Origin of the sequence: Pseudomonas sp. TCU-HL1, from assembly GCF_001708505.1 — a bacterium.
Lineage (GTDB): Bacteria > Pseudomonadota > Gammaproteobacteria > Pseudomonadales > Pseudomonadaceae > Metapseudomonas.
Genome location: NZ_CP015992.1, coordinates 3,290,848 through 3,305,695, shown reverse-complemented (window position 1 = coordinate 3,305,695; position 14,848 = coordinate 3,290,848). Strand labels below are relative to the sequence as shown.

Here is a 14,848-nt window from a genome sequence, read left to right as displayed (position 1 = left end):
GACAAGGCTTGCCAATGAACCCCGAAGACCTGCTGCTCCTGGTCACCCGCGAGATGCCCTACGGCAAGTACAAGGGCCGCGTGATTGCCGATCTTCCCGGGCACTACCTCAACTGGTTCGCCCGCGAGGGGTTCCCCAAGGGCGAGATCGGGCGGCTGCTGATGCTGATGCAGGAGATCGACCACAACGGGTTGAAGCCGTTGCTGGAGCCGTTGCGCAAGAGGCAACCGCGCTTCTGATCGTTCATGAGCGTGCTGCGGAGCCGGCCAGGCAGGGTGTGCTGACCGGTTCGGCGTCAGAAGGGACTGTCGTGGGCCCAGATACCGCTGGTGCGCGCGGCGCACCCTACAGGCAACGCTCATCGCTGCGACGTTCGATCAGTATCGACGCAGCGCCAGCAACAGGAGCGTTGCCACGCAGAACCCCGCACCCGCCAGGAAGGTGCTGGCCGCCCCCAGCTGCTGCCAGAGCCAGCCTGCCAGTACGCTCGCGACCAGTAGAGCGGCGCCGCTGGCCAGGTTGAACAGGCCGAAGGCGGTGCCCTTGAGGTCCGAGGGTGTGGTGTGTGCCACCAGCGTCGCGAGGATGCCCTGGCTGAAGCCCATGTGCAGACCCCAGAAGGCGACACCGGCCAACAGCAGGGCTGGGGAATCGGCCTTGGCCAGCAGCAGGTCGGCGATGAGCAGGAGCGCCAGGGAAAATGCCAGCAACCCGGTTGGACCCGCGCGATCGGACAACTTGCCGGCGGGGTAGGCCGAGAGCATGTAGAAACCCGCCATCACCACCATCACCAGTGGCACCCAGGTGGCGGAGAAGCCTGCATCCTGAGCCCGCAGGACCAGGAACGCTTCGCTGAAGCGGGCCAGGCTGAACAGCGCGCCCAGGCCCACGACCCACCAGTAGGCCGGTGAGAAGCTGCGCCAGGCGCGGAAATGGATGGGCGAGCGCAGGCGCTGGCCCGGCGGCGGGGCGTCGGGTTCGCGTACGCCAACCAGGATCAGGCCAACCGCTACCAGTGCCGGCGGGACGGCGAACCAGAGCACCAGGTGGATATCACCGGCGAGCAGGATCATCAGCAGGATGGCCAGCAGCGGGCCGAGGAAGGCGCCCACGGTGTCCATGGCCTGGCGCAGGCCGAAGCAGGCACCACGGATTTCCGGCGGCGCGATGTCGGCCACCAGGGCATCGCGGGGCGCACCGCGAATGCCCTTGCCGATGCGGTCCAGCAGGCGGGCGAACAGTACCTGGTCGGCCGAGGCGGCCACGGGGAACAGCGGTTTGGTCAGTGCCGCAAGCCCGTAGCCGAGCAGCAGCAGGCCCTTGCGTTTGCCGAGGAAATCGCTGATGGCGCCAGAAAAGACCTTGACGATCAGCGCCGTGGCTTCGGCCACGCCTTCGATCAACCCCACGGCCAGCATGCTGGCGCCCAGGCTGCCCACCAGGTAGAGCGGCAGCAGGCTGTGCACCAGCTCGGAGGAGAGGTCCATGAACAGGCTGACGAAACCCAGCGCCCAGACCGCGCGTGGGATGCGGTGAGTGGTGGTGGAAGCGAGCATGTCCCTGTCCTGTGGGGGCGGATGGTTTCAGGTTACGCAAGAAGCTGGTCGTGAGTCACCGGCTCTGCCGGTCCCGCAGGGTGCGCCGCGCACACCGGGAGACAGACTCGGTGTCACAACCATCGCCTCGGCGAACACACGCCATCATCTCTTGCTCGACCGATTGTTGGGCTTCGCGTAGCTCAGCGGATCGCCGCCCGGCCCAACCTACGGGAGTTCGGCTCCCCACCGTGCAGACAAAAAAGGCCCGCCATAAGGCGGGCCACAAGCCGTCCAGCATAAAACTCAGTAGGCGTCGTCCATTCCATCGTCGATGGCGATGCCTTGCTCGCGCATCTGCCTGATCAGGCCTGCGCGGGTATCCGGCAGGTTGAGCAGGGCGACCTTGCGCACCGCTGCCACTTCGGCCTCGGTGTAGGGCTGGTAGCTGTCCGGCACGCTCTTGCCGGCCATGCCGTCCTTGCGCATCAGCCAGTTGAGCAGGTCGGCCAGTTGGGCGTTGTTCAGCGCCGACTGGGACATGCCCGGCACCCGAACCAGGAATTCGCGGCCGCCTTCCACTTTTAGGAAGTTGCCGACGAAGTCCTTCATCTTTGGCGTGTCGTTGGCCTTGGAGCCGGTGCCGTCACCCAGGTGGCAGCCAGCGCATTGCAGCTGGTAGTTCACCGGGGTGCTGTAGCCGGCCTGGGCGATGGGCTTTTGCAGTGCTTCGTTGCCCGGTGCGTGCTTCTGTGCAGGGTCCGGAATGGCGCGGGCCAGGGCCAGCGGGGCCGCCATGGCGCACATCAGTCCAGTGATCAGCAGGTAACGCATGGCAGCCCTCCGGCAGGTCAGATCGCGACGCCGCGGATGATGGAGACGGTGCAGTGGTAAATGTGCGACTTGGCCGCCAGGCACCAGTTGACGTCGTTGTTGTTGAACGGACGGTACATCGGCTCCTCGCTGTCGTTGCGGGTGCAGGCGCACTGGGCGCAGCTGTGCTTACCGCAGCAGTCGTTGTAGGAAATGATGTAGTCCTTGCCGTCGGCCGGGTTGCGACAGGTACCGATCCAGGTCACCTGGGAGGCCTCGGTGCCCGGAGGGCAGGAGGTGACCGAGCCGCCGCAGCAGCTGCACAGGAAGCCGTCGATGGAGCAATAGCGCCAGTAGTCGCAGCTGTTGGGATCACCCGGGTCGCCGGCCTTGGGTGCTTCGGCGGCCAGGGCCTTGCTGGTGCGGTCGATGGGCAGCAGCACCGGCAGGGCGGCACCGGCGACCATCAGCGAGCCCAGGCGGGCCAGGAGTTTGCGTCGCGAGGTGGTGTCGGCAACGTGGCGCGTGGAGCGCTCGAACAAGCGGTCTAGCAGTTTCATGGAGAGCTCCCTTCCTTAGTGGTTGTGTGCGCCGTGGGCGTGCGAGTGGTTGTGCAGGTACTGCTGCAGGGTGGCGCTGCCCAGGTGTTCGGCTTCGAACAGGCTGTCCAGGTGCTCGCGGGAGTTCACCAGGCCCTTGGAGCGCAGCACACCGGCCTTGTCCACCAGTGCTGCGTAGGGGAGCTTGCCGATCTGGTAGGTCATGCCCACTTCCGGGCCGACCACGTAGGTGGCGTCTTCCAGCTTGTGCTCGGCGATCAGCGCCTGCTGGGCGTCCATGTCGCCGTCGCTGACGTAGACCACTTCAAGGCGGTCGGCCTGGTCCTTGGCGATGGACTTGATGGCTGGCAGCAGGGATTTGCAGATCGGGCAGGTGGGCGAGAGGAAGAACAGCAGCTGGGCTTTCTCGCCGGCATAACCGAAGTTCACCGGGCGGCCGTTACGGTCGGCGGCGGTGACTTTAGGAGCGGGTTCGTTGACGGCGACACCTTTGTCGACCATCAGCGCACCGGCCGGGGCCAGGCGGCCGTGGAGCACGCCAATCTGGCGAACCAAGCCCATCACGGCGAAGGCCAGGGCAATCAAGAGGCACCAGAGCAGGACGTTGGAAACGATCAGGGCTTCCATAATTCACCTTCCAATAAGTTTGAGCAGACGGGGAGCGTTGGCCATCAGGCCATCCGCAGCGGCATAAATAAGCAGGGTCGCGGCAGCGGAGGCGATCACGACGAAGCTGTCGAACACGTCCAGCTCGCGGCTGTGAGGGGCAAGGCTGGCGACCAGCGCCAGGCCCAGCAGTACGGCGTTGCGGGCCAGCAGCACCGGGCGGATCGGCTGGGCCTGTTCGGGCCCTGCGCAGCCGCAGTCGATGTCGCGGCGGCCGCGCCACAGGTTGATTGAGATCGCCCCGGCATAGCCGGCCAGCAGCACGGCGGCGGCCAGTGCAGCAACCGGGCGGCTGGCGGGCACCAGCAGGGCGAAGGCGACGGCCACTTCGATGAAGGGCAGCACCCTTGCGACCGGGCGCACCAGGCCGCGCGGCAGCAGCTGGTAATCCTCCACCTGGTTGGCGAAGCGAGCCGGCGCACGCAGCTTGTGGGTCGCCGCGCTGGCCAGGATCACCGCTACCGCAAGGGCGGCAGCGATGACGAAGATGGGATCAGGTTGCATGGCTGCACCTCGTCAGTGGCTGAGGACCTGGATCGGCGTCTTGGCGATGCGTTCCATGGTGCCGGTGTGCTTGCCGCTCTTCAGGTCGAATACCTCAAGGCCGCCGCTGATGTTGGTGCCCAGCAGCAGGGGCTGGTCATCGGTGGTGGCGTGCAGGCTCCAGATCGGGTTCGGCGCTTCCAGGGTGCCGATGCGTTTGTGGGTCTTGAGGTCATAGACCCAGACGAAGGGGCTCGGGTCTTCCCACTTCATCGGCTCATGGGCGTCATGCATCAGTACATAGAGGCGGTTCAGCTTGGGCGCGACGGTGATCAGCTGCCAGCCCCCCGGAGCCCAGCCCGCCTTCTTCTCGGTGTCCTGGTCGACCAGTTCCCAGGCCGGGAGGATTTTCGGCGACTGGCCGGAGAAGTCCACGCCGCGCACGGTGCCGGTGGTGCTGACGAAGTAGTAGGTGTCACCCACGGCGTAGGCGCGTTCCACCAGCTTCTCGGCGTTAGGGTCGAAGAAGGCGGTGTGGCTGCGGGAGATTTCCTTGCCTTCGTCGCTCAGGCGCACCACTTGCAGGTTGCCGTCACCGCACAGGGAGGCGAAGGCGCGCTTGCCCACCGGGTAGTTCAGTACGCAACCGGGAATGGAGATTTCGGAGGCGACTGCCTTGGCCTTGGTATCGACCACGGTCACTGAAGTGGACGGGGTGAAGTTGTAGACGTAGACGAAGCGGTCATCGGCGCTGGCGCCCAGGGCGTAGCGCTGGGTCAGGGTTTCGGCGCGTTTGGTGGGGATCAGCACTTCCCAGGACGGCGACAGGGTGCTGGTATCCCACGCGGTCAGCACGTCGGTGCGGGTGCCACGGGTACCACGGGAGTAGAACAGGTCGGCGGTGTAGAGCGTCTTGCCGTCGCGGCTCAGGGTCGAGGGCGCGGCGAAGCCGGTGCTCACCATGCCGAGCATTTTCTTCTTCTCCGGATCGACCACGGTCACGCGACCGGCGACGAAGTTCTCGAACTCCACGTCGACGATGTAGGCCCGGTGCGGTTCCGGCGGGAAGGGCAAGGTGGTCTGGCCGATGCCCGGATCGGCCGGCAGCTCGGCGTTGGCGCTGCCGAGGCCGATGAGCGAGACGCCCAGGGCCAGCGTTGATTGGGCGAGGATCCTGGTTATTCGCATAGGGGCGGCTCCCTGAATTATTGGTATTTATCGCGGGTGCAGGGCAGAAGTCTGCAGTCCTAGTCTGCCCCTGGCTGTCGGAGGGGAGCTTGTTGTCCGTGCCAACCCCTTGTGTGCCTGTGCCACTTCTTTTGGCAGGCTGCCAACGCTTTGGAGAACGCGACAGAAAGCATAGACCCGGTGCGGGATGAGCTGGGGAGGGAGCCTTGGGGAGTGCATCGGGGGCAGCTGCGCTGCCCTTGGCGAATAAATTCGCGCCTACAGGTTTTAGGTGTTGCGATAGCTCTTGTAGGGGTGAATTCATTCGCCAACCGGACCGCAGGTTCGGCATCCCGATACTTCAGGGGGCAGCTGTGCTGCCCTTGGCGAATGAATTCGTCCCTACAAGGAACCGCGAGACCGTCAGGTTCCCGACTTCAGCTTCGTCCAGGCGCGGGTGCGGGCGCGCTCGGCGTTGCGCTCCAGCGGCAACAGGGTGAAGAGGGTGGCCTGGGCTTCGGCGGTGGGGTAGAGGTTGGGGTTGTTGCGGATTTCCGGGTTGACCAGGGCGGTGGCGTCCTTGTTCGGGTTCGGGTAGCCGACGAAGTCACTGACCGGGGCGATCACCTGGGGCTGCAGCAGGTAGTTGATGAAGGCATGGGCGTCTTCGGGGTTCTTCGCGCCCTTGGGGATGGCCAGCATGTCGAACCATACCGGCGCGCCTTCCTTGGGCAGGCGCATGTCCACCACTTGTATCTCGACTTGAGCCTCCTCAGAGGCGATAGTCCCCGACTGATCATCGGGGGAGGAACCGCAAGCCGTGTCCACCCTAAAGCCTCGAGCTTGTAACGTAGATTGCGCTGCGCTCCTCCGCACTCATCCAGTAAGTCCGAACGGTATCCAGAGCTTTGAGCTCGCATCAACAAGGTAGGACGGATGCAGTGACGATCAGCCCTTCACAGGAGGACATGATGGGAGTTGTTGTCGGCATTGATATTGCCAAGCACACATTCGATATCGCCACCTTGCAAGCCAACGGCAAGTACCGCACCAAGGCCAAGCTGGGCAATGACCAGGGCGGCTTCGAAGTTTTGCAGCAGTGGTTGAGCAAGTACGCAGAGCCGCAGGCCTGGGTCGTGATGGAAGCGACAGGTATTTACCACGAGGCCCTTGCCCAATGGCTGTACGAACGGGGTTACAAGGTCTGCGTGCTAAACCCTAGCCAGACGGCGCGTTACGCCAGTAGCCAGTTGCAGCGCGTGAAGACCGACAAGGTCGATGCCAAGATGATTGCAGAGTACGGCCGCAGGCATCAGGACAAGCTGCGTGCCTGGGAGCCTGAAAAGCCGAAGATTCGCCGCCTCAGAGCACTTACGCACCGCCTGAAAGATCTTCAGGAGCTGGAGCAGATGGAGCAAAACCGTCTGGATGTGACGCATGATGACAAAGCTATTGAATTGATTCAGTCGATGCTCAAGCACATCCGCCAACAGATCCAGGACACGCTGGCGGCGATCGAAAAACACTTCGACGACAACGATGATCTCAAGGGGCAACGGAACCTGCTCAAGAGCATCGATGGCATTGCAGACCGAACCGCGGGACTCTTGCTGGCCGAGCTTGGCGATATCCAGCGCTTTGAGGACAGTCGAGCGGTCACCGCCTTTGCAGGACTGAACCCGAAGTTGCAAGACTCAGGCACGCTCAAGGGCCATGTTCGTATCTCGCGGATGGGCTCTGCCAGGTTGCGCGCAGGACTCTATCTGCCAGCCGTCGTATCCCTGACCTACAACCCAGCTATCCGCGCGCTGGCCGAGCGCATGCGCAGCGCCGGTAAGGCCGGCAAACAGATCGTCTGCGCAGCCATGCGCAAGCTGCTATGCATCGCTTATGGCGTGCTTAAATCAGGCGAGCCGTTTGATCCCAAACTGGCTATTGCGAAGTAAAAAACAAGACGGTATCTACGCCGTTGCCGGCTTCCTTGGCGCGGTTGGCCGCCTGGGAGAAGCTGCCCGAATAGCCTACGGCCACGCAGATGTCACCGTTGGCGATATCGGCCATGTACTTGGAGGAGTGGAAGTAGGCGATGTTGGGGCGGACTTTCTGCAGCAACTCGGCGGCCTTGTCGTAGTCCTTGGGCTGGTTGCTGTTGGGCGGCAGGCCCAGGTAGTGCAGGGCGATAGGCAGGATTTCCGAGGGTGAGTCCAGCAGGGCGACGCCGCATTGCTTGAGCCTGGCGATGTTCTCTTCCTTGAAGATCAGGTCCCAGCTGTCCACCGGGGCGTTCTCGCCCAGTGCTGCCTTGACCTTGGCCGGGTTGAAGCCGATCAGCACGGTGCCGTACATGTAGGGCACGGCGAAGCGGTTGCCGGGGTCATTGGCCTCGATCAGCTTCATCAGCTGCGGGTCCAGGTGGTTCCAGTTGGGCAGCTTGCTGCGGTCGAGCGGCTGGAAGACGTCGGCCTGGATTTGCTTGGCGAGGAAGACGTTGGACGGCACCACCACGTCATAGCCGGAGTTGCCCGTGAGCAGCTTGGCTTCCAGCGCTTCGTTGGTGTCGAAAATGTCGTAGATCAGCTTGGCGCCGTTCTCCTTCTTGAAGTTGTCCAGCGTCTGCGGGGTGATGTAGTCGAACCAGTTGTAGACGCGCAGGGTGCGTTCTTCGGCCAGTGCATGGGTGGCGAGCAGGCCGCACAAAGCGGTGCCCAGGACGCGGGGGAGTCTGTGCTTGATCAATTGCGGCAACCTTTGGGTGGGCTTGAGTTGGGCCTAAATCGATATCTATCGGTTTAGGTCGCAAATATGTAAGCAAGTGTCGCGCCATGTGGTTGGAAATGCCGATATATGTCGGTTTATGGACCGCCACTCGGGCGTTACGCAGGGGGGTAGGATTACCGGGCGTAACGGCCGATGGCACCGGGCTACCCAGCTGGCTGCATCCTGATGCTTAAGGGGGCAGCTGCGCTGCCCATAGCGATTGAAATCGCCCCCACAAGGATTCAGTTGGCAATCACCCGAACCAGCTGCCAGGCGGCGAATCCCAGCAGGCAGACGCCTGCGCCGCGGTCTATCCATTGCATGGCGCGAACGCCCAGCCGGTGGCGAACCCTGGACACAGCGAGGCAGAGGGTCAGCCACCAGAGCGCCGAGCCGCAGAACACGCCCAGCACCATGAGCCCGCCATCCGCGCCGGACAGGGGCTCGCCGCCGGACAGGGTGGCGAAGATCGCAACGAAGGAAAGGATGGTCAGCGGGTTGCTCAGTGTCAGCAGGAACACCGAAGCGAAGGCCGGCAGCGCCAGTACCGGGTCACCGACACTGGCGGCGCGTTCGGGGGGCGTGGCGCGCAGCATCTTCAGGCCCATCCAGGCCAGGAACAACGCGCCGGCCAGGGCGAGCGGGGTGGCCAGCGCCACGAAGGCGCGGGTGATGGCACCGATGCCGAAGGCGCCCAGCGCGCCGTAGCAGGCGTCTGCCGTTGCCGCACCCAGCCCACTGATGAAGCCGATACGCGCGCCATGACTCAGGGTGCGCTGGATGCACAGCAGCCCGATGGGCCCCACCGGGGCGGCGATGGACAGGCCGATCAGGAAGGACTTGAGAAACAGCAGGATCGCCATGTTGAGGCTCCGGGGATGAGACCAGCCTACTTCGTAGCTTGGCTAGTCGTAGCCCGGATGCAATCCGGGAGCGGTGGTGGGACATTCTCCGGATTTCATTGGGCTACTGACTCGCCCAGTGACCTTGAAGGCCAAACCTGCGGTCCGGTTGGCGAATGAGTTCCTCCACACAGCAAGTGACCTGCTCCACATAGTGGCGATCTGCCGTACGGTGGCGCCGGCCTCTCCGAGTTTTGTTTAGAATGCCTCCCCTTTTGCCGTCCGCGCAGGGCGGCGTTTTCGCTTGAAGGTTCTCCATGCTCACGGGCAGCTACGACTACTCCCTTGTTCTCATTTCCCTGCTGGTCGCCATCCTGGCGTCCTACACGGCGCTGGATCTCGCCGGGCGGGTGACCAGCAGCCAGGGACGTGGCGCCGTACTGTGGATTGCAGGCGGTGCCATCGCCATGGGCATCGGCATCTGGTCGATGCACTTCATAGGCATGCTCGCGTTCAGTCTGCCCATTCCCTTGGGCTACGACCTGCCGCTGACGCTGTTGTCCCTGCTGATCGCCGTGCTGGTATCCGGCTTCGCCCTGTGGCTGGTGAGCCAGCCCGAGCAGCCGCTCTGGCAGTTGCTCTGTGGTGCCGTGGCCATGGGCGCCGGGATCAGCTCCATGCATTACCTGGGCATGCACGCCATGCGCATGGTGCCGGGCATCGACTATGACCCCGGCCTGTTCTACCTCTCTCTGGCCATCGCGGTGGCCGCTTCCGGCGCGGCGTTGTGGATCGCCTTCCGCCTGCGCCACGACACTCCCTTCGTGCGCCTGGCTCGGGTCGGGGCGGCGCTGGTGATGGGCGTGGCCATCGTTGGCATGCACTACACCGGCATGGCGGCTGCCAACTTCCCGCTGGGCAGCTTCTGCGCCGCCGCCATCACCGGGCTCGACAGCCGCTGGCTGGCCAGCCTGGTCATCGTCGTCACCCTGGCGGTGCTGGCCATCGCCTTGCTCACATCGGTTCTGGACGCTCGCCTGGAAGCGCGAACCGCCCAGCTCACCGATTCCCTGGCGCAGGCCAACCAGGAACTGACCCACCTGGCCCTGCACGACAACCTCACCCAGCTGCCCAACCGCACGCTGCTGGAAGACCGCATCGACCAGGCCATCCTCAAGGTCGCGCGCAACGGCGGCGGCTTCGGCCTGCTGTTCATGGACCTGGACGGCTTCAAACCGATCAACGATGCCTTCGGCCACCACGTAGGCGACCTGCTGCTGCGGGACGTGGCCCAGCGACTGCGCGAGCACCTGCGGGCGGAAGACACCCTGGCGCGCATTGGCGGCGATGAGTTCGTGTTGCTGGCCAGCCTCGGCGAGCCGAACGATGCCGTGAATCTCGCCAGCCAACTCGTGGCGCTGGTGGGCACTGCCTTTGAGGTGGAGGGCCAGGAGCTGCGGGTCTCCACCAGCGTTGGCATCGCGCTGTATCCTGGCGATGGCACGAACCGCCAGGAACTGCTGGTGAACGCCGACGCCGCGATGTACCACGCCAAGGGTGCGGGCAAGAACGGCTACAGCTTCTTCGAACAGTCGATGAACACCAATGCTCGCAACCACTTGCAACTGCTGCACGACCTGCGCCAGGCGCTGGATGCCAACGAACTGGTGCTGCATTACCAGCCCAAGTTCGCGGCGAGCGACAGCCGCCAGGTAATCGGCGCCGAGGCGCTGCTGCGCTGGCAGCATCCGCGGCGTGGCTTGCTGATGCCCGACCAGTTCATCGAACTGGCGGAAAAGACCGGCCTGATCATCCCTATCGGCAACTGGGTGCTGGAAAAGGCCTGTCGCCAGATGAGCCAGTGGTACGCCGAAGGCCATCGCGACTGGCGGGTGGCGGTCAACCTCTCGGCGTTGCAGTTCAGCCATGCGGGCCTGGTCGGCAGTGTGCAGGCGGCCCTGGAACGGTACGCGCTGCCGGCCAACTGCCTGACCCTGGAAATCACCGAGACCACCGCCATGCAGGACGCCGATAGCAGCCTGGCAATCCTTCGCCAACTGGCCGAGATGGGCGTGGACCTGTCCATCGACGACTTCGGCACCGGCTATTCCAGCCTGCTGTACCTCAAGCGGCTGCCGGCTAACGAGCTGAAGATCGATCGTGGTTTCGTCCGCGACCTGGAACGCGACAGCGACGACGCGGCAATCGTCTCGGCCATCGTTGCCCTCGGCCAGGCGCTGGACCTGCGCATCGTCGCCGAAGGCGTGGAGACCGAATCCCAGCAGGCGTTCCTCACCGGCCTTGGGTGCGATTCCCTGCAGGGCTTCCTGTTCGGCAAGCCGGTTCCGGCGGACCAGTTCATGGTCGGAGTCGAGGCACTGGCCTGAGTGAACGGTGCGCACGGCGAGCGGTTGCGCTAACTTCATACCCCCCGGGGTAATCGTCAGGAGAGGCAATCGATGACCAATGAAGTGGTGGCCGCGCACCAGGACGCCATGCTCAAGCGCCTGGCCCGCGTGGAGGGGCAGATTCGCGGCCTGCAGGCGATGATTCGCCGTGGCGACGATTGCGAGGCCATCGCCCAGCAGTTCAGCGCCTCGCGCAAGGCGTTGGACCGCGCCTACCAGCAGATGCTGATGTGCCTGCTGGAAGCGGCCGTGCTTGATCCCCAGCAGCATGCCGACGACACCCTCGAGCGCGTTCGCACCATTTTCACCAAGTACACCTGAGTTCGGCCGGGCGCTGTTCGCTGCCCGTCGCCTGGAGTTTCGTGCGTCTGGATCGTATACCCCTGGGGGTATATGATCGCGCCATCCGAATCCCTGCGGCCGCCGAGGCCAGGAGTCCCCAATGACCATCGACTGGCCCGCTTTCACCCCCTGGAGTGCCCTGGCCGGCGGCGCGCTGATCGGCGTGTCCGCGAGCCTGTTCATCCTCGCCAATGGCCGCATCGCCGGCATCAGCGGACTACTTGGCAGCTTGTTGCAGCGCGAAGGCGATGGCCTGGGCGAAAAGGCGCTGTTCCTCCTCGGCTTGCTGTTGGCGCCGGTGCTCTGGATGGCCATCGCCGGCGCGCCACAGCTGCGGATCGAGTCGGGCTGGCTGGCGCTGCTGGTTGCCGGCCTGCTGGTGGGCGTCGGTACCCGCTACGCTTCCGGTTGCACCAGCGGCCATGGGGTCTGCGGGCTGGCGCGCCTGTCGCCGCGCTCGCTGGCGGCGACCCTGGCCTTCATGGCAACGGGCTTCCTTACCGTCTATGTGCTGCGGCACCTGATCGGGGGTGGCCTGTGAACAGGTTCAGCGCGTTTCTCGCCGGCCTGCTCTTCGGCCTGGGCCTGCTGCTCGCTGGCATGGCCGACCCCGGCAAGGTGCTCGCCTTCCTCGACCTGGCCGGCGCCTGGGACCCGTCCCTGGCCCTGGTGATGGCCGGCGCCATTGCGGTCGCCCTGCCGGCCTTTGCCCTGGCCAGGCGCTTGCCGAAGTCCTGGCTGGGGCAGCCCATGCAGTTGCCGGCCAGGCGCGATCCCGATCGTCGGCTGATCGGCGGCAGCCTGCTGTTCGGCGTGGGCTGGGGCATGGCTGGAATCTGTCCGGGCCCGGCGCTGGTGCTGCTGCTGACCGGGCATTGGCAGGCCTGGCTGTTTGTCCTGGCGATGTCGGGCGGGATGCTCCTGTTCGCTGGCCTGGAAGGTCAGCGCAAGGGTCGGGCCGGAAACTAAGCTGAAGAAACCAGGATGGGAGATCACCCAATGAATCCTTGCGTGGAAGCCTTCTTCGACCCGGCCACCTGTTCCTACAGCTACGTCGTCAGCGATCCAGCCAGCGGCCACTGCGCCATCATCGATCCGGTGCTGGACTACTGCGCCGCCAGCGGGCGCACCTCCCATGCCGGGGCCGAGCGCATCGCTGCTTACGTGCGGGAGCAGGGGCTGGGTGTCGACTGGCTGCTGGAAACCCACGTCCATGCCGATCACCTGTCCGCCGCCGCCTGGCTCCAGCGCGAGCTGGGCGGACACCTTGCTATCGGCGGTCTGATCACCCAGGTGCAGCAACGCTTTGGCGCGCTGTTCAATACCGGGCCGGATTTCGCCACCGATGGTCGCCAGTTCGACCGCCTGTTGAACGATGACGACCGGCTGAGCATTGGCAACCTGGAGCTGCTGGCGATCCACACGCCGGGCCATACCCCAGCTTGCATGACCTACCTGGTCGGCGATGCCGCGTTCATCGGCGACACGCTGTTCATGCCCGACTACGGCACCGCCCGCTGCGATTTTCCCGGCGGCGATGCCCGCGCCCTGTATCGCTCCATCTGGCGTCTGTTCGAGTTGCCGGATGCGACGCGGCTGTTCCTCTGCCATGACTACAAGGCGCCTGGGCGTGACGAGTACCGTTACGAGACCACGGTGGCGGAACAGCGCGCGCAGAACGTGCATGCCCACGAGGGCGTCGATGAGGACGCCTTCGTCGCCATGCGCACCGCCCGGGACGCCACCCTTTCCATGCCGGCGCTGATCCTGCCGGCGGTGCAGGTGAACATGCGCGCCGGCCAGTTACCACCCGCTGAAGACAATGGCATCCGCTACCTGAAAATCCCCCTGGACGTGCTCTGAGCACCCATAGACGAGGCTGCTGGGCAGGGTGCCTCAGTTGGCCAGGCCCAGGTCCTTGGCGCGGGCGATGACCTGGGTACGGCGCTCCAGGCCCCGCTTGAGTTGATGCGCTGGGCGTGGCAGGCGCGCCTTGCGGCTCGAAGCCGCGTTCGTGCATCCGACAGCTGAAGGGCGGTTATCGTCCGATGGAAGGCCTGGGCTTCTTCGTCGCGGGACGTAACCTTTCTGTAAGTTCCAGATCGACACCCGCGGGTGATCGACGACCCCCGGGGCCGTTGGCCGGGAGCAGTGCCTATGAGCAGTCGTGCGTTTGTCCTGCATGGCCGGCGGCTTCGCCGGAATAACCGTTGGCCATTGGTCGGTGCCTGTGTCTGGCTGTTCCTGATGACCTTGCTGGGCGCCGAAGTGGCCGCTGACGAGGCGCAGGGAGTCCCCGACGAGGGGTACGGCCAGGAAGCGGGCAGGGGACGGGCGGACGGGGGACACAACGGCACGGGCTTATAATCGCCAGTGCAGTACTTCCAGAGTTCAGCACCCCCGCCATCCAGTTCGCGCTCGTGCCAACTCTGACGGACGGTTTGGGGCCTGTAGGCCCACAGACCACCGGAGGAGAAAGGCGGTTCGCCTGGCCACTCAGCACAGCCAGCGCCAGTCCAGTGACCCATCCATTGCGCGGCGCACTCGCTGCGCGGTCACCGCTTGCGACACGGGTTTCCGACCCGCCTCCTTTCTCCGTTCAGTGGCTACCTGCACATCCTGGGCAGGTGCCTGACAGGAGGTACGGATATGAAAAGAACAATCGCGATCTCCATTCCAGTGCTGCTACTTGCCGGCGCACTGGCCTCCACGGCCCTCGCTGAAGACGATCTGCTGCGCTTCAGGGGCGGCATCGGGGTGTTGCCAGTTTCCAGCGGTCAGGGCACCGAAAACATCGCCACCGTCGTCAATCGCAACCTGGTGCGCGGCGTGCAGCCAGCCGGGCAGATCTGGGTGATCCGCACCTTCGAGGCCAGGGTCAGCATCACGGGTGCACTCCGGGCCGAAGGACGCGGACTGATCCTGGGCGGCGGCAACAATATCGGCAGGGCCACCGGGCAATCGGTATTCGCCACTCTGTTCTGCGGCAGCGTCCCGCCCTTCGCTGAAAGCAGCACCGATCTGGTGGGCGTCCCACTGACCGAGGATGGCGACTTCGTCATCAACGACGTCTTCGATCCTGTGCCGCCAAACCCCTGCGACAGCCCCGTGCTGCTGATCCGCAACGCCGCCAACTCCAGCTGGTTCGCGGCAGGCATTCCGCGGGTGAGAAACAACCCGCCGGATGAGCCGAACGACGATGCGCCCCTGCCGGCAACGCCCTGAGGCCCTGCACGCATGACCCCTCTCCCGGCCGGGAGAGGGGCGACCTCCGG

At 64.8% G+C, this 14,848-nt stretch carries 16 protein-coding genes and 1 pseudogene; 8 read left to right on the top strand and 9 right to left on the bottom strand.

What is annotated here, in order from left to right:
* Positions 1 to 14 precede the first annotated feature (14 nt).
* Positions 15 to 239, top strand: coding sequence for a DUF3820 family protein (locus THL1_RS15415; RefSeq protein ID WP_069084048.1), 225 nt, complete (start codon positions 15 to 17; stop codon positions 237 to 239).
* A gap of 138 nt (positions 240 to 377) precedes the next feature.
* On the opposite strand, the gene THL1_RS15410 is transcribed toward THL1_RS15415, so the two are convergent.
* The 7 genes from THL1_RS15410 to THL1_RS15380 all read right to left on the bottom strand — a co-directional run bounded on the left by THL1_RS15410 (position 378) and on the right by THL1_RS15380 (position 6,052).
* A complete protein-coding gene (locus tag THL1_RS15410; protein WP_069084047.1) occupies positions 378 to 1,556 on the bottom strand; it encodes an MFS transporter in 1,179 nt (392 codons plus the stop codon).
* Positions 1,557 to 1,841: 285 nt separating this feature from the next.
* Positions 1,842 to 2,369, bottom strand: coding sequence for a cytochrome C (locus tag THL1_RS15405; protein ID WP_069084046.1), 528 nt, complete (start codon positions 2,367 to 2,369; stop codon positions 1,842 to 1,844).
* A gap of 17 nt (positions 2,370 to 2,386) precedes the next feature.
* A complete protein-coding gene (locus THL1_RS15400; protein ID WP_069084045.1) occupies positions 2,387 to 2,908 on the bottom strand; it encodes a methylamine dehydrogenase light chain in 522 nt (173 codons plus the stop codon).
* Between the two features lie 15 nt (positions 2,909 to 2,923).
* Positions 2,924 to 3,535, bottom strand: coding sequence for a methylamine dehydrogenase accessory protein MauD (gene mauD, locus THL1_RS15395; RefSeq protein WP_069084044.1), 612 nt, complete (start codon positions 3,533 to 3,535; stop codon positions 2,924 to 2,926).
* 3 nt (positions 3,536 to 3,538) lie between these two features.
* Positions 3,539 to 4,078 (bottom strand): MauE/DoxX family redox-associated membrane protein, encoded by a 540-nt coding sequence (locus THL1_RS15390; protein WP_069084043.1) that lies wholly within the window; start codon positions 4,076 to 4,078, stop codon positions 3,539 to 3,541.
* Between the two features lie 12 nt (positions 4,079 to 4,090).
* Positions 4,091 to 5,245 carry an amine dehydrogenase large subunit gene (locus THL1_RS15385; RefSeq protein WP_069084042.1) on the bottom strand — a complete coding sequence of 385 codons (1,155 nt, stop codon included), beginning with the start codon at positions 5,243 to 5,245 and terminating at the stop codon, positions 4,091 to 4,093.
* 402 nt (positions 5,246 to 5,647) lie between these two features.
* Entirely contained in the window at positions 5,648 to 6,052 is a 405-nt protein-coding gene (locus THL1_RS15380; RefSeq protein WP_414703674.1) for an extracellular solute-binding protein, read from the bottom strand.
* A 113-nt stretch (positions 6,053 to 6,165) separates the two neighbouring features.
* On the opposite strand from THL1_RS15380, the gene THL1_RS15375 reads away from it, so the two are divergent.
* On the top strand, positions 6,166 to 7,170 hold the full coding sequence (locus THL1_RS15375) for an IS110 family transposase (protein ID WP_237234721.1): 1,005 nt from the start codon (positions 6,166 to 6,168) through the stop codon (positions 7,168 to 7,170).
* Positions 7,171 to 7,186: 16 nt separating this feature from the next.
* Here THL1_RS15375 and THL1_RS15370 read toward each other — a convergent pair.
* Both THL1_RS15370 and THL1_RS15365 read right to left on the bottom strand, forming a co-directional pair.
* A pseudogene (locus THL1_RS15370) lies at positions 7,187 to 7,960 on the bottom strand (extracellular solute-binding protein); the annotation flags it as partial.
* A 263-nt stretch (positions 7,961 to 8,223) separates the two neighbouring features.
* Positions 8,224 to 8,844 (bottom strand): LysE family translocator, encoded by a 621-nt coding sequence (locus tag THL1_RS15365; protein ID WP_069084040.1) that lies wholly within the window; start codon positions 8,842 to 8,844, stop codon positions 8,224 to 8,226.
* A 296-nt stretch (positions 8,845 to 9,140) separates the two neighbouring features.
* On the opposite strand from THL1_RS15365, the gene THL1_RS15360 reads away from it, so the two are divergent.
* The 6 genes from THL1_RS15360 to THL1_RS15330 all read left to right on the top strand — a co-directional run bounded on the left by THL1_RS15360 (position 9,141) and on the right by THL1_RS15330 (position 14,798).
* Complete coding sequence (locus THL1_RS15360; RefSeq protein WP_069084039.1) at positions 9,141 to 11,210, top strand: putative bifunctional diguanylate cyclase/phosphodiesterase; 2,070 nt, start codon at positions 9,141 to 9,143, stop codon at positions 11,208 to 11,210.
* Positions 11,211 to 11,282: 72 nt separating this feature from the next.
* A complete protein-coding gene (locus THL1_RS15355) occupies positions 11,283 to 11,552 on the top strand; it encodes a metal-sensing transcriptional repressor (protein WP_069084038.1) in 270 nt (89 codons plus the stop codon).
* 121 nt (positions 11,553 to 11,673) lie between these two features.
* Positions 11,674 to 12,114, top strand: a complete 441-nt coding sequence (locus THL1_RS15350; RefSeq protein WP_069084037.1) for a YeeE/YedE family protein — start codon at positions 11,674 to 11,676, stop codon at positions 12,112 to 12,114.
* Complete coding sequence (locus THL1_RS15345; protein ID WP_069084036.1) at positions 12,111 to 12,542, top strand: DUF6691 family protein; 432 nt, start codon at positions 12,111 to 12,113, stop codon at positions 12,540 to 12,542. Before THL1_RS15350 ends, THL1_RS15345 begins: the two co-directional genes overlap by 4 nt.
* Positions 12,543 to 12,572: 30 nt before the next feature.
* Positions 12,573 to 13,436, top strand: a complete 864-nt coding sequence (locus THL1_RS15340; RefSeq protein WP_069084035.1) for an MBL fold metallo-hydrolase — start codon at positions 12,573 to 12,575, stop codon at positions 13,434 to 13,436.
* 786 nt (positions 13,437 to 14,222) lie between these two features.
* Entirely contained in the window at positions 14,223 to 14,798 is a 576-nt protein-coding gene (locus THL1_RS15330; RefSeq protein WP_069084033.1) for a hypothetical protein, read from the top strand.
* Positions 14,799 to 14,848 lie beyond the last annotated feature (50 nt).

Bases quoted from the DNA above. Each gene is read 5' to 3' on its own strand.
- THL1_RS15415 (WP_069084048.1), top strand. From the start codon at position 15: ATGAACCCCGAAGACCTGCTGCTCCTGGTCACCCGCGAGATGCCCTAC.
- THL1_RS15410 (WP_069084047.1), bottom strand. From the start codon at position 1,556: ATGCTCGCTTCCACCACCACTCACCGCATCCCACGCGCGGTCTGGGCG.
- THL1_RS15405 (WP_069084046.1), bottom strand. From the start codon at position 2,369: ATGCGTTACCTGCTGATCACTGGACTGATGTGCGCCATGGCGGCCCCG.
- THL1_RS15400 (WP_069084045.1), bottom strand. From the start codon at position 2,908: ATGAAACTGCTAGACCGCTTGTTCGAGCGCTCCACGCGCCACGTTGCC.
- mauD (WP_069084044.1), bottom strand. From the start codon at position 3,535: ATGGAAGCCCTGATCGTTTCCAACGTCCTGCTCTGGTGCCTCTTGATT.
- THL1_RS15390 (WP_069084043.1), bottom strand. From the start codon at position 4,078: ATGCAACCTGATCCCATCTTCGTCATCGCTGCCGCCCTTGCGGTAGCG.
- THL1_RS15385 (WP_069084042.1), bottom strand. From the start codon at position 5,245: ATGCGAATAACCAGGATCCTCGCCCAATCAACGCTGGCCCTGGGCGTC.
- THL1_RS15365 (WP_069084040.1), bottom strand. From the start codon at position 8,844: ATGGCGATCCTGCTGTTTCTCAAGTCCTTCCTGATCGGCCTGTCCATC.
- THL1_RS15360 (WP_069084039.1), top strand. From the start codon at position 9,141: ATGCTCACGGGCAGCTACGACTACTCCCTTGTTCTCATTTCCCTGCTG.
- THL1_RS15355 (WP_069084038.1), top strand. From the start codon at position 11,283: ATGACCAATGAAGTGGTGGCCGCGCACCAGGACGCCATGCTCAAGCGC.
- THL1_RS15350 (WP_069084037.1), top strand. From the start codon at position 11,674: ATGACCATCGACTGGCCCGCTTTCACCCCCTGGAGTGCCCTGGCCGGC.
- THL1_RS15340 (WP_069084035.1), top strand. From the start codon at position 12,573: ATGAATCCTTGCGTGGAAGCCTTCTTCGACCCGGCCACCTGTTCCTAC.
- THL1_RS15330 (WP_069084033.1), top strand. From the start codon at position 14,223: ATGAAAAGAACAATCGCGATCTCCATTCCAGTGCTGCTACTTGCCGGC.